This is a genomic window from Spirosoma koreense (assembly GCF_054777875.1).
The window spans coordinates 2642044-2655656 of the sequence record NZ_BAAHAC010000022.1; the positions used below are offsets into that span (position 1 = coordinate 2642044).

Annotated in this window: 12 protein-coding genes; 3 read left to right on the forward strand and 9 right to left on the reverse strand. The window is 57.0% G+C overall.

Features of this window, described 5'->3' with window-relative positions; all coding sequences use genetic code 11:
- Window positions 1–17: 17 nt before the first annotated feature.
- The 8 genes from ACYVC2_RS24470 to ACYVC2_RS24505 all read right to left on the reverse strand — a co-directional run bounded on the left by ACYVC2_RS24470 (window position 18) and on the right by ACYVC2_RS24505 (window position 9160).
- Window positions 18–1109, reverse strand: a complete 1092-nt coding sequence (locus ACYVC2_RS24470) for a spore photoproduct lyase family protein (protein ID WP_461106718.1) — start codon at window positions 1107–1109, stop codon at window positions 18–20.
- Window positions 1110–1413: 304 nt separating this feature from the next.
- Window positions 1414–2220: a response regulator transcription factor gene (locus ACYVC2_RS24475; RefSeq protein WP_461106720.1), complete on the reverse strand. Its 807-nt coding sequence runs from the start codon at window positions 2218–2220 to the stop codon at window positions 1414–1416.
- Window positions 2221–2294: 74 nt separating this feature from the next.
- Entirely contained in the window at window positions 2295–3326 is a 1032-nt protein-coding gene (locus ACYVC2_RS24480) for a glycosyltransferase family 9 protein (RefSeq protein ID WP_461106722.1), read from the reverse strand.
- A 20-nt stretch (window positions 3327–3346) separates the two neighbouring features.
- A complete protein-coding gene (locus ACYVC2_RS24485; RefSeq protein ID WP_461106724.1) occupies window positions 3347–4324 on the reverse strand; it encodes a glycosyltransferase family 2 protein in 978 nt (325 codons plus the stop codon).
- Between the two features lie 15 nt (window positions 4325–4339).
- Window positions 4340–6154 carry a carbamoyltransferase family protein gene (locus ACYVC2_RS24490; protein WP_461106726.1) on the reverse strand — a complete coding sequence of 605 codons (1815 nt, stop codon included), beginning with the start codon at window positions 6152–6154 and terminating at the stop codon, window positions 4340–4342.
- 9 nt (window positions 6155–6163) lie between these two features.
- The gene (gene waaF / locus ACYVC2_RS24495) at window positions 6164–7264 is read right to left on the reverse strand and encodes a lipopolysaccharide heptosyltransferase II (RefSeq protein WP_461106728.1); all 1101 of its coding nucleotides are present in this window, start codon (window positions 7262–7264) and stop codon (window positions 6164–6166) included.
- Window positions 7261–7854 carry a D-glycero-alpha-D-manno-heptose-1,7-bisphosphate 7-phosphatase gene (locus ACYVC2_RS24500; RefSeq protein ID WP_461106730.1) on the reverse strand — a complete coding sequence of 198 codons (594 nt, stop codon included), beginning with the start codon at window positions 7852–7854 and terminating at the stop codon, window positions 7261–7263. Before ACYVC2_RS24500 ends, waaF begins: the two co-directional genes overlap by 4 nt.
- Window positions 7847–9160, reverse strand: a complete 1314-nt coding sequence (locus ACYVC2_RS24505; RefSeq protein ID WP_461106732.1) for a glycosyltransferase family 4 protein — start codon at window positions 9158–9160, stop codon at window positions 7847–7849. The genes ACYVC2_RS24500 and ACYVC2_RS24505 overlap by 8 nt, the downstream gene beginning before the upstream one ends.
- A 399-nt stretch (window positions 9161–9559) precedes the next feature.
- Here ACYVC2_RS24505 and ACYVC2_RS24510 point away from each other — a divergent pair, with 399 nt between their 5' ends.
- Both ACYVC2_RS24510 and ACYVC2_RS24515 read left to right on the forward strand, forming a co-directional pair.
- Window positions 9560–10510 carry a glycosyltransferase family 4 protein gene (locus ACYVC2_RS24510; RefSeq protein ID WP_461106734.1) on the forward strand — a complete coding sequence of 317 codons (951 nt, stop codon included), beginning with the start codon at window positions 9560–9562 and terminating at the stop codon, window positions 10508–10510.
- 120 nt (window positions 10511–10630) lie between these two features.
- A complete protein-coding gene (locus ACYVC2_RS24515; RefSeq protein WP_461106736.1) occupies window positions 10631–10957 on the forward strand; it encodes a hypothetical protein in 327 nt (108 codons plus the stop codon).
- Window positions 10958–11404: 447 nt separating this feature from the next.
- On the opposite strand, the gene ACYVC2_RS24520 is transcribed toward ACYVC2_RS24515, so the two are convergent.
- Window positions 11405–12751 carry a sensor histidine kinase gene (locus ACYVC2_RS24520; protein ID WP_461106738.1) on the reverse strand — a complete coding sequence of 449 codons (1347 nt, stop codon included), beginning with the start codon at window positions 12749–12751 and terminating at the stop codon, window positions 11405–11407.
- 407 nt (window positions 12752–13158) lie between these two features.
- Between ACYVC2_RS24520 and ACYVC2_RS24525 the strand changes: the two genes are divergently transcribed.
- Window positions 13159–13587 carry a response regulator gene (locus ACYVC2_RS24525; protein ID WP_461106740.1) on the forward strand — a complete coding sequence of 143 codons (429 nt, stop codon included), beginning with the start codon at window positions 13159–13161 and terminating at the stop codon, window positions 13585–13587.
- Window positions 13588–13613: the final 26 nt, after the last annotated feature.

Below are 13613 nucleotides of genomic sequence, written 5' to 3' on the forward strand. Positions count from 1 at the left end.
CCGATCAGCGCTACCGGTCAGGTCCAGTACAGAATCGGTGCTTCCGGAAAGCGCTCGCGCCAGGCACTGTACAGAAACGAACGCAAGGCCTGCATGTTCTGGGGCGTATAGACGTACTTGACACCCCCAAATTTGTTGCGTTTCGTTGAGCGGCTGGCCTCATCCATATCCAGGCTGGTATTGGGATACCACTCCGTCAGTACGGCTTTGCTGCCCGGCGTGAACCGATGGGTAATGAACTCAACCGTCAGGTCACACGGAAAATCAAGGGTAGCCGCCAGCCGGTCCAGCAGGCTGGTGTACTGGTCCTGCCAGTCGACAACCGGCATGATGGGGGCCAGCACAACCCCTACCGGATAGCCACCCCCGCCTTGTTCGACTGGCAACGCCAGCTGACGAAGGGCCTGCAGCCGCGCTTCCAGCGAAGCCGTACCGCCTTCGAGACGGCGGGTAATCAATTCGGTATTCAGACTCACGCGGGCTCGGGTGCGCCCGTTATGGGGCAGGCGCAGCAGGGAGTCGACCTGGTCGTATTTAGTAACGAAGCGCAGTTGGGCGTCGGAGCGGTTACCAAAATAAGTGATACACTCGGCTAAACTGCCGGTCAGGTGTTCGATGCCGATCACATCCGTGTAGCAGCTCACTTCGAAGGTCGTCAGGCGCCCCGGCTGCTCGTAGGTGGCCGTGTTGGCCAGCAACTGGGGTAAGTTGGCAAACACACGCGTAACCGGAGGGCCCGATAAACTACCCGCCAGGTAGCAGTACTGACAATGCGCGGGGCATCCTTCGGCCAGGTTCATCTGCCAGTCGGCCGACGGGGGCGTGGGCTGTAACCGAAGCGCACTCGGTGGGGCGTTGACAACGGCCAGGGTGTTTTTCGCGTTTCGGTAGGTTTCGCGCTCCGTCGAACCCCGCAGCCCCGTCAGCCGATTCGATTTAAGCACCTCGACGGGCAGACCCAGCTGCTGGATGCGTGAATGGATATGCTGGCCAAAAGGCTGCTCCAGCGCATCGGGCGTAAACAAAACCCACTTGGGCATCCAGACACGGCTGGCAGGCGAGGGTAGGGACTCAAAAGACGGATCGATAACGAGTTGTTGTGTGCGCATCAAAAACGAATTGTCGGAAATAGGACTCGGTTATAGAACAGTTTCTGAGCGGTTATAATTCTGAGTAGCAGCCTTATTTTTATTTGCAAATAATTGATTGTCAAAGAATTAATAAAAAAATTTCTGACGCTTGTATTCTGGCTTTTTCAATTTGCCGGGGCCGCCATTGCTTTGCGGTCAGGGAAGCGGATGGCCTTTTTAGCGTTGTAGACGGGCACACCAGATTCATTCCCGAAAGCATCATTTCGGTGATCGAATTTTTCGATATCGGCCTGTAAACCAACGAGCGGTAGCTTAGCCGTACTTAACCCGGTAAGGCAGCCATGCGAAGCCAGAACTGACAAATGCGCTCGATGGTCTGACCAAAAAACCGATTGTCCGTCGACAGGGCGATCACGGAGTTGGCCCGCTGCTGATAGCCCGTAATGATGGACGCGTCGGTCGGCAGTACCAACAGCACCACCGGTATATGCCGAAGGTACTTATCGGCTTTCAGCCGGGTAAGAGTCCGCAGTCGCTCCAGGGTAGCCGTGCGGGCGTCCAGCAAAATCAGGGTTGGATGCTCCGACACCGGCGACTGCTTCAGCATATCCGACAGGAAATCACTCTGGGAAACAGTCTGGAACTGATAGGCAGGCCATTTTTTTCGGATCAGCTGTTCGGCCAGCAGCGCGTTTCGGGCATCGTCGATGATGAGCAGAATCGAAGGCAGGATCGGGCGGGGCGGTTGCTTGATAGGCAGTACCGAAGGATTGGCCATCCGGTCGGCGGGTTCAGCCGGCCCGGCAAATTCACCCTGGTGGTGCTGAACCAATTCGACAACCTGAGCCCAGCGTCGGCGGCTAACGGGAAAGACTTCTCCGCTATCCAGCGACACCTGTCCTCCCATTTTTTTTCGGGGGGGCTCGTGCAGATTCTTAATATATGCCGGGTTCACCAGAACGGTTTTATGGACACGTATGAAACCCGGCAACTGGCGTTCCAGGTAGCTGATCGGTTTGGCCAGCAGCTTTTTTTCGCCGTCCCGGAAATAAATCCAGCAGTAATTATTGGCCCCCGAAAAGTAATTGATTCGGTCGGGGTATTGGAGAGCAGGCTTAATAACGCTCATAAGTTGTCTACTGATGAACCTGATCCGCCAACTGGCGGATCAGGTTGGTTAACGGTTACCTTCGTATTTCGGGGCTAAACGGTACCTGCCCAATCGGTAACAAGCAAATCGATGGCTTCGGCTACGACCTGTTCCACGCAGTTTGGCGAACGGTCGAGCACCACGCGGTGGCGGTTTCGGTCCAGAGGTCCCCATTCGGCTGGGTCCGCCGAGGTGTAAATCACCACGCTGGGCGTCTGACAGGCAATGGCCAGATGCGCAACGCCCGTGTCGTTGCTGACCAGCAGCGCCGTCTCCTTCAGCACGGCACCCAGCCGCCCAAGACTCGTCTGTCCGACAATCGACACGGCCGGCCTGGTCATAACGGCCCGAACGGCTTCGGTGATCCCTCGTTCACCCGCCGTTCCGGTAAACACCACCACATATCCCTGGTCGGCCAGCGCGTCGGCGACTGCGGCAAACTGGTTTTCCGGCCAGCGCCGACCGGAAATTCCCCCGGCATGCAGACACACAAACGGATGGAAACGTACACCGGCTTCGTCGAGCAGGGTATGGGCGGCCTGCCGATCGGTTTCAGTTGGGGCAAACTCCAGTTCATTTCCCTGCGGAGGGATGCCCAGAAAATCCATCAATTGAACATGCCGGAGTACCTCGTGCATGTCGGCCGGATACGGCTGAAAAAAACCGGTCTCAACTGCCCACCCTTCCGATCGTTGGTTGGGTAAGTAGTAACCGGCCAGCCGTTTGGCGTCGAACAGGGCGAGCATCGCATTGACCAGGGTGCCATTGCCCTGAAGTTGCAGCACAACATCCCACTGCCGATCCTGCATCTGGTGCAGAAACCGGACCGACGGAACCGGTTGCAGCGGCTGCTCGGGTAAACCCGGCCAGCCCGGAAAGGCAATGAATTCGTCGACGTACTGCGGATAGTAATCGACAAATTCGCGGGCCCAGGGCAGGCTGATCAGGGCGATGTGAGCCTCGGGGAAGGCCCGGCGTAACGCCCGGAAGGCAGGTACGGCGCAGAGCAGATCCCCCAGCTTGATAGCCCGGAAAACTGCAATCGATCGCGGGCTGTACCCCAGCGCCTGGGTGAGTTTATCCATAATGATTGACAGAGTAAGGGTTACCAGTACCAGGTTTTATACGTGAACGCACCGTACAGACGCCAGTAGACCGACAAAAATGGAGTGGCCAGACTTGTCAGAACAGCCTGTTTCAGCGAAGACCAGGTTACGGCCCGGTTGGGTAGCCGCTCCCGGATCAGCCAGCCCGTCAGCACCGCCCATAGCCCCAGGCCGGCCAGGGCCAGTGCTGTATGCCCCGATGCCAGCGCCAGCAGGCTTATCAGCAGGCCCAGCACAGAACCGTAATACCGCATCACGATGGACCGGTAGGCTGGTATCCGCTCCCGGAAGAGTTTCGGGTGCCGTTTGTAGAGCAACGCATCGTAGCGATTTTTGCGCTCATCGCGCAGGCTGGCGTACCAGGGCGCTGGCCGGATCGGGTGAATCACCACCGCTTCCGGACACCTTTCGATCGACATACCGGCTTCCAGCAGCTTGAACTGCAAGTCGCTGTCTTCGCGCCAGGCGCTGTCGAACTGTTCATCGAAGCCACCCACCTGCACCAGCGCCGAGCGGGCGCAGAATAGATTTGCCGTAACGAATTCGGCCGTTTCGAGTAAAGCTGCCGTTCGTTCGTAGTGCGTAGGTGTCTCCAACGGGGGCATCTGCACCCGTCCGGTCAGCACCTGAGCGCCTTGCTGTAGCCGGCTCAGACCAGCCTTCAGCCAGGTCGGCTGCGGCAGGCAGTCATCATCGGTAAAGGCGACAAACGGGCTATTGGCCGCCCGCCAGCCGCGGTTGCGGGCGGCTGCGGGTCCCATACGCTGCTTCTGGAGGAGGCACCGTATGGATAGGCCCGTCTGTCGGCTCACCTCATGCGTCAGGTCGTGCACGGCGTAGTCCGGCTCGTCGCTGACAACCAGTATCTCCACCGTAACTCCGGTCGGGAGTTGCTGGCGCGCGAGTGCCTGCAGGCAGTTTCGCAGGAGTGCCAGGCGTCGGTAGGTAGGAATGACAACGGTGATAACGGGGTTCATACGGATCGGTTGGGGTTAAGAGACAACCAGACTTTGCTCTAACTGACTCGAATTGGAGGTTGGCGCAGACGCCGGGACCTTTTCGAGGAAAAACGAACCGATTACCAGCGCATCCAGTGGGGATGTCCAGAACGATTCGATGGCGTCGCGCGGAGTACAGACGACGGGCTCCCCGCGGGTGTTGAACGAGGTATTGACCAGCACCGGCACTCCCGTCAGTTCGTCGAACGCCTTGATGAGCTGATAATAAGGACCGTTCTGCTGCTCATTGACGGTCTGGATACGCGCCGTGCCATCCGTATGCGTGACGGCCGGTATGGTGTCGATCATTTCCGGGCGAACGTCGTTGACGAACAGCATGAACGGCGACTGGCGGGCGTTCAGGAAATACGTATCGGCGGCTTCTTCCAGTACCGCCGGAGCTACCGGCCGAAACTCTTCGCGGTCTTTCAGGTCGTTGAGCCGGGCCTGCATCTCGGCCGGGAAAGGCGGGGCGATGATCGAACGAGCGCCTAACGCCCGCGGCCCGAATTCCATCCGGTGCTGAAACCAGCCAATGATGTGTCCGTCGGCCAGGTAAGCTGCCACTTCACGCGAGACGTCGGTCAGCCGACGATAGGGGAGTTTGGACCAGCGCAGAAACGACTCGATTTCGTCGTCGCTGAAGCCGGGACCCAGATAGGCATGCTCCATCTGATACCGGCGTTCGCTACGGCCATTGAGCGAATCGACCGCCATCGACCGCTGCTGGGCATCGATCCACATGGCGGCCCCCAGCGCCGTGCCGGCATCCCCGGCTGCGGGCTGCACCCAGACGTTGCGGAAAGGTCCCTGATCGCGCAGCCGGGCGTTCATGACGCAGTTGAGCGCCACCCCACCGGCCAGGCACAGCGAATCGGTCTGGGTTTGCTGCTGCAGCCAGCGGCAGAGCGCCAGTACGGTTTCTTCCATCACCGCCTGAACCGAATGGGCCAGGTCGAAATGAAACTGGTCAAGTGGTCCGCCTTTTTTGCGGGCGGGACCGAAGGTTTCTTCCAGTTCGAGCGGGGCTATGGTATACCCCCCCCGGCCAGTGAGCTTGATCCGCTGCCGGAAATAATCGGCGTAGACCGGCTGACCGTACGAAGCCAGCGCCATAACTTTATATTCATCGGACGAATGCAGAAAACCCAGATAGGTCGTCATCTGCTCATACATCAATCCCAGCGAGTGCGGCAAGTGAACTTCGCCCAGCTCGACCAAGTGGTTGTCTTCGCCCAGCCAGTAGCTGGTCGTCGCTTGTTCACCCCGCCCGTCCAGCACCATCACTGCCGCCCGCTGATACGGGCTGGGCAAAAAAGCGCTGGCCGCGTGTGCCACGTGGTGATTCACAAAATGCCACTGATACGGTCCCTGAGCCGTGGCTCCCGAAAACCGGCCGGCCAGGTGTAGCGGTACGCCATCCACCAGGTGCCCCGGGGCATTCAGGATACTGGACAGAAACAGCCCATCGTATGGATTCAGCCAGTTAGCCAACGCCGGATCGACCGACCCGTTTCCGACGAACTGCAACGGGATGGCAACCGTTGGCTGGCTCTGCTGATCGCCCAGCAGCAGACCCGGATCGAACGAATACGCAATATGGTCGACGTCGGTCAACTGAATCCCCGCCGTTTTCAGGCAGAAGTCGATGGCATTATACGGTAGTTCGTAGGTCGAAAAAGGGATGGGCCGCTTCCCGTGTTTGATGTGGGTGAAACGCTCTTCTTCGGCCGCTGCCAGCACGATACCATCTTTGACCAGCGTGGCAGCCGGGTCGTGAAAAGCCGCATTGATTCCTAAGGTATACATATAGTTTTTTTACGCGATTACGGGTTGATAAGACTGCGGTAAATCGACCGTCAGTTCGCAGACGGCCTGCACCAGAGCTTCCGGGGAAGCGTTGGCCGGAATGCCCTCCGGAAATTGTTGTAAGAGGACGTTCCGCGACCGATTGCCGGCCGGCACGTCGAAGTACAGTACCCGGCTGGGTACGAGCCAGGGCGTATGTTGCGGGTTGGTTTTGGCATACAGCACGACCACCGGCGTACCGACTGCCGCGGCCAGGTGCACCGGGCCCGTGTTGTTGGCGATGAGCAGTGGAGCCTGAGCAATCAGCCCGCTTAACTGCCGGATCGTCAGCTGACCGGCCAGATCGATTCCCCGGCCGTTCAGTTCGTGCTGGATGAGCCCGGTTAGCGGCTGTTCGGCGGCACTGCCGGTCAGAACGAGCTGGTAGTCCAGCTCCTGAACCAGCCGCTGGGCCGCGCTGGCAAAGTCCTGCGCCGGATACTGCCGCCGGGTTTCGCTGGCACCCGGATGAAGCACCAGCCAGGGGCGGTCGGGGTTGAGCCCTGCTTCCAGCAACCGCTGGCTGACCCAGGACTTGTCCGTTTCCGGGACGTGCAGCGACAGGTGCCGGTTGTCGGTTTGGCAGCCGATGGTTTGTACCAGCGCCAGCTGGCGCTCCACTTCGTGGCGGGTGGCCACCAGCACCTCCGGATCGGGTACCCAGTCGGTCATCAGCTGATACGGATTTTCCCGGCAATACCCCAGAATCCGCGGAATGCCGGCCAGGTAGCACAGCATGGCTGTCGGCAGGGGATTCTGACTCTGAACCGTAAATACGATGGCGGCATCGAAGCCTTCACGGCTTAACCGCTGGACCATCGGTAGCCAGCTTTCCCGGTAGCCAGCCTGGCTCTGCACCCAGGGTACATCGTACCGGATCACCTGATCGATATCGGGAAGGCACTCGCCGATGGCGGCTCCCACCGACGACGTCAGCAGAGTCAGGTGGCAACCCGGCCAGGTGGTTTTCAGAGCCCGGAAGGCGGGGGTGGTCATCAGTACATCGCCCATGTTGTCCAGGCGAACGCAAAGAATGCGCAGGCCATCGGGCCAGTAGTTTAGGTTCGTCATACCGCCACCAGGTGGTTTCGGGGTGTAATCGTCATTGTCTGTTGCAGGATATAATCGACCGCCTGCCGGATGCTGGTTGCCCGTGTCGTGGGCAGGCGATGGGCGTCGATGAGCCATTCGGTTTCGTTGCCCCGGTCGAGGAGGACCGTTCGGCATCCGGCGCGGTTGCCGGCTTCTACGTCGTTGAGAATGTCGCCTACCATCCACGACGCGCCCAGGTCGATGTCGTGCTCCCGGGCGGCCTGTAGCAGCAACCCCGGTTGTGGTTTTCGGCAACGGCACGGTTGACTGTAGGCTTTGCGGCACCCGTTGGGGTGATGCGGACAATAGTAATAGCCGTTCGGTGCGGCCCCAAAGGGCGTAAGGAGTTCCGTCAGCCGGTGCCAGACGTTCGCCAGGGCTTTCTTCGGGAAGCGCCCCAGCGCGACTCCGGCCTGGTTCGAAACGACGATCAGCAGAAAACCCGCTTCCCGCAATCGAAACAGGTTGCTACCGGCATCCTCATAAAGACGGATGCTGGCCGGGTCTACGTTATAGGGGATATCGGGGATGAGCGTACCATCTTTATCCCAGAACACCGCCTTATTCATACGACTTTCCGAGTTGGGTGAGCGCTGGCTGCTGTTGGTGGGCAGCCCCCAGCCAGATGCCCGAATGAATTCGGCCGCTGACCACCAAATCATACAGGTCGGCCGTTTGGCGGGCGACGTGCTCCCAGGTGTATCCGTTCCGTACGTGCTGAATCGCGGCCCGGCTGAATCGCTGACGCAACGTTTTATACGTCAGCAGAATGGCCAGCCTGTCGGCCAGCGCCACCGGGTCTTTGGCCGGTACCAGAAAGCCCGTCTTGTTGGCCAGCACCGTGTGTTTGATACCCCCGACCGCCGAGCCGATGACGGGAGTTCCGCAGGCCATGGCCTCCAGTGGGGTGATGCCAAACGGTTCGTACCAGGGCGTAGTCACGAAGGTGTCGGCCGCGCTGTAATAATACCGCAACTCCTCCCGCTCCCGGCTCCCCGTAAACGTTACCTGCGGGCCAACGCCCAGATCGTCGGCCAGTTGTCGGAGCCGGCCAATTTCAGGGGTCAGCGCCGGGTCCGGGCAGCGCGATTCGCCCCCTACGATCAGCAATTGAGCGTCGACCGTGTGTTTCTGGTGTAAAACAGCCAGCGCCTGGATGACCGTATCGATGCCTTTGCGGGGGACCAGCCGGCCAAGTTGCAGAATCGTAGGCCGATGCGGGTCGAGCCCCAGCTGTTGCCGGGCAACGTCCTGTTCGATCGGGTAAAACATAGTGGGATTATACCCGTTGGGAATCAGGGTCGTACGAGCGGGCTCCGCGCCGTAGAGCGTGATCAGGTCGCTGCTGTCCTGTGGGCATAAGGCAATGACACTGTCGGCTTCCCGGATGATCTGTCGTTCAAGAGCAATCCGTTCGTCGGGAAACCCGTCGCTGGCTCCCTGGCAGATTCGTCGGACCAGACCCAGCGCGTGAAAGGTGATGACAAACGGCAGACGGAGTTGCTGCTTCAGCTTACGCGCCACCAGCCCCGACATGAAAAAGTGAGCATGGATAATTCGGTATGGAGTAGCCTGCCGGCGAATGAACTGGCACATGTTCTCCGCAAATTCATCCATGTAGGGAAGCAGACTTTCTTTGGGCAGATACTGCCGTGGCCCGGCGGGTACATGAATGACCCGAACGTGGGGCTGCCATTGGATCGTTTCGGGCTCGGCTTCCGACGAACACCGCGTAAAAACATCCACGCTATACCCTAGTCGGGCGAGCCCACTGGCCAGTTCGGCCACAGCAATGTTCTGCCCGCCGGCATCCACCCCGCCAATGGCAGCCAGTGGAGAAGCGTGTTCGGAAATGAGCGCTAGCCGTTGATTCATAGAATTCGAACCATAGGCGGGAGTATCTCCTATAGTCTCATTCGTAACTGTAGCCGCGAAATGAAGGTTAGCTGTGGCTCACATGACAAAGCGTTTATGTTCGATTAATGAGGTAATGGGGTCTCGGCTTACGATGCCGCTAAAAAAAGAAACGTCTGGAAACAGTCGTTCCCAAGGTACGGTTAGACTGGCTGTCAGGGAACGGAAATTGACGGCCATTCGAGGTCATTTATAGCCAGTAATTGTCATTATGTCAGTAACCGAATTGGTTGCTGAAAACCGGAGCAGGAATGACCATCAATAACTACGAATGACTATAAATGACGCATAGTGACCATAGATGACTATTTATAATTACGGTCTGACAAACCATCATCCCCCATTTACCACGCAATTTGTATGCAACGATTAAATATTCTCATCTGGCACATCCACGGGGCCTATCTGACGGCATTGACCCAGACCGATCACAACTGGTACTTACCTACCAAACCCGATCAGCCGGAAGGCTACATTGGCCGCGGTAAAGACTCGACCATGCCATCGTATGTGCGGGAGGTTCCTGCAGACGAAGTTCGTACGCTCCAGCTGGATCTGGTTATCTGCCAGACATCCCGCAACCTGCAGGCAGACCGGTTCGAGATTCTGTCGGCCGAACAGCGGCAACTGCCCACGATTTACATCGAGCACAACACCCCCGAGCCACACCCGACCGATTCCCGTCATCCTGCGGCCGACGATCCGGCCGTCAAGCTGGTGCACGTTACGTATTACAACCAGCTGATGTGGGATGCCGGCCGGACGCCGACACGCGTCATTGAACACAGTGTGGCTATCGACCCGACTCTCCGCTACAAGGGCCATCGGCAGGAAGGTATCATCGTCGTCAATGAACTGCAGCGCCGGGGGCGAATGGCCGGATTCGATCTGTTCGAAACCCTGCGTCAGCAGGTGCCGCTGACGGTAGCGGGGATGAAATCGGCGGAGATTGGCGGCATCGGCGAGATTCATTACCGATACCTGCACGAACGGGTCGCCGAATACCGATTTCTGTTTAGCCCCATGCGCTACAGCAGCCTGCCGCTGGCCGTGATCGAAGCCATGACGATCGGCATGCCGATTGTGGCCCTGGCGACGACCGAACTGCCCACAGTCATCGAAAATGGGGTTCATGGGTTTGTTTCGGCTGATCCGGGTCGGTTGGCGGAGGGCATGCAGTGGTTGCTGAATAAGCCCGACGAAGCCCGGCGCATGGGCGATAATGCCCGCCAACTGGCCCTCACCCGCTTTGGACTGGATCGCTTCGTTCGGGACTGGAATGCCCTTTTCGGAGAAGTCACCGGCGCCTGACCGATCGGAATGGTTTGTGATTCTTTCGGTCCATAGCCTTGCTTTTCACCTGATCCCGAACCACTCGACTCATCAGAAGTTATAAATCTTATAAGCCATCGTTCCTACAGACGTGGCTGGATGATTCAACAAAACGACACGGACATGAATATGAATAACCGAATGCTGGCACCGGATACCGACAGCCGCGGGGCCGGGGAAGAAACCATGGGGAACAGTGGCAGTACTAACCTCGGCGTCGTCAATGGAACGAGTGGAACGGGCATGGAACGCGATCTGGACGACGATGGCGACGACGTGGGCAACACGCTCGGTGGTACGTCGGACTCAGGAGCTGGCCCTGTCGGGAGTGAGGTGGCTTCGAGAGGAACAGCAGGCGATGCCTCCGCACGCCCGGCAAGCAACTTGTCGGAAGAGGACCTGGCTGCTGACGAAACGGACCGTTAGAACGGGCGCTTATCGATCGAAACAGCGTCGATAACGAGGAGAAGTATTCGTTTAGGGGCCTGGTGTTCAACGGAAGGCTAAAATAAAAGCCCGGTTCAATACCGGGCTTTCTAATTTCCTGTTTTTCTAAACGTTGAGTGAAACGAAATCGATCTATGGTAAAGCTGCTCTAAGACAGCGAACAACTGAAGATAAATGCCCGTCTGCCATATCTTATGCGCAAATCATGCCAACTCATGAATCAGGTGAAAAAATACTGATAATCAGAAGTATAGCTGGGTGGCACGCGCCGTTGCCCTGGATAAGCGGAGACTTTTTTACCCAATGTTGTGGGCATAAGCTCCCAGCTTGTATCCCGTTCACGAGTTCGTTGTCCCGTTTCCTGTTCCTTGCATCGAGCTTGGCGTTACCAGGCGTGGTATGTACTAAAAAATGGGCGTATGCAGGCTAGTTGGGTAAATAAACGCTAAAAGTAGCCCCTTTACCGGGCTGGCTGGTCGCTCTGATCGCCCCTCCATGATTGAATGCCACTTTCTCGCAGATGGCCAGACCGATGCCCGTGCCCGCAAACTCATTCTTACCGTGTAGCCGCTGAAAGACCTGAAAGATGCGGTCGGCATGTTTCTGCTCAAAGCCGATGCCATTATCGATCACATCGATCCGGTAGTAAAGTGAGGCCGAAAGCGAAGGCTTTACCGGGGCGGGTAAGTCTTTCGCCAGAAGCGTCTGAACCCGAATCTGAATATGTGGGGTCTTAGCGGTACCTGCCCGGCTGAATTTGAGGGCGTTATTGAGCAGATTCTGAAAGAGCTGACCCAACTGGATCGAATCGCCCAGAACTTCCGGTAAGGCGTCGACCTCGATAGTCGCGCCCGTTTCAGCAATCATCAGCTCTAAATCCGTCAGTACCGTCTGAACGACTGCTGAGAGGGAAATCAGCTGACGACGGTCATGCAGGGCGGCTATTCGCGAATAGCTCAGCAAATCCCGAATCAGGCCTGACATACGAGTGGCCGCGGCTTGCATCCGATCCAGATAAGTACGGCCTTCTCCCAGCTGGTCGGCATACTGGTTTTGTAACAAGTGGCCAAACGATTGAATCTTTCGCAGCGGTTCCTGTAAGTCATGAGACGCTACCGAGGCAAACTGCTGCAGGGTGTCATTCGCCTTTGTCAAAGACGCATTGGCTTTATGAAGTTCATCGTTAGCTAGTTTGAGAGCCTGCGTGCGCGCCTGAACCTGCTCTTCCAGGTCAGCCATCAGCATTCGATTCCGCTGTTCGCTCAGTTGAAGCGCTTTGTTTGTTTTTCGTAAAGCCAACAGATTGACAACCTGGTTGGTCAGGGTTTGTAAGGCCTTCAGTTGAGACTCGCTCAGCTGCCTGGGTCTGTCATCGAGAACACACAGGGAGCCTAAGGCAAAACCGTCCGCATCGACCAGCGGTATACCAGCGTAAAACACGACATGGGGCTCACCCGTCACAAATGGATTACCGGCGAAGCGTTCATCCTGCCGGGTATCGGGCACCAGCAAAGGCTGGTTCGGATTGAGGATGGCATGAGCGCAGAAAGAAAACTGACGGGGAGTTTCCGCAAGGGCAAGTCCCTGGGAAGACTTAAACCATTGCCGGTTTTCATCGACTAGGCTAATGAGCGAGATAGGAGTCTGACAGATTTGAGCCGCCAGGATGGTAATATGATCATAGTCGGTCTCGGGCAGGGAGTCTAAAATCTCATAACTTCGTAAGGCTTGTAGCCTGTTGATTTCATCAGGCGGTTCGGGAGGTCGCATCATTAATTGCAGCTAGTGTGGCTCTGGTAGTAGCTACCATTAATTAACTCACGGTTGAAACGTATGTTTATTAAAAGACGATTTGTAGCCGGAACGGCAAGCGTTGCGGCTGTTCGCCTGGGCTCCGTTTGAGCTGTGTTATGGCGGAGCAGTTACGCCTGATCGTCGACTCGCTCAAGAGCTCCCTTTAGCCGGTAGGAGCCAGTCAGATTTCCGTGAACTGGTCTGAGCACACGCCATGCCTCGGATTGGCTATGCTGAGGGGAGTATTTTCCTGCCTGGTGGCCGTCAGGCAGTAGGTATTCAACCTGCCTATATTTTGGTATATTTGTGGTCTGTACACTGCCTGTATCTATTGCTGGCTGTCGCTGCCAGCAAGCCCAACCGTACGTACGTTTGACCTATATTCTATGACCAGCAAAGCGCCCATTTTGGTGATTGAAGATGATGAAGATGATCAGCTGTTTATTCAGGAAGCCATTAAAAGTTTAGCCATTCTAAACCCAGTCGTTTTCTTTAGCAACGGCGTCGATGCAATAACGTATTTGATCAGCACTCCGGAAGCTCCGCTGGTGATTCTAAGCGATGTCAACATGCCAGCCATGAACGGTATCGAACTTCGCCAGCTTATCGATTTGAATGAATACCTGAAGTTAAAATGCATTCCCTTCATTTTTTTAACCACGGCCGCCGATCAGGGGCTGGTCAATACGGCGTACAGAATGACTATCCAGGGGTACTTTAAAAAAGAGAAAACCTTCATAGGCTTAAAAGAACAGTTACGCTCGATCATCGACTACTGGGACAAATGTTTACACCCTAACAGTCGGTTCAATTAGTCGAAAGAGCCGCTCCTGCGGGCAAT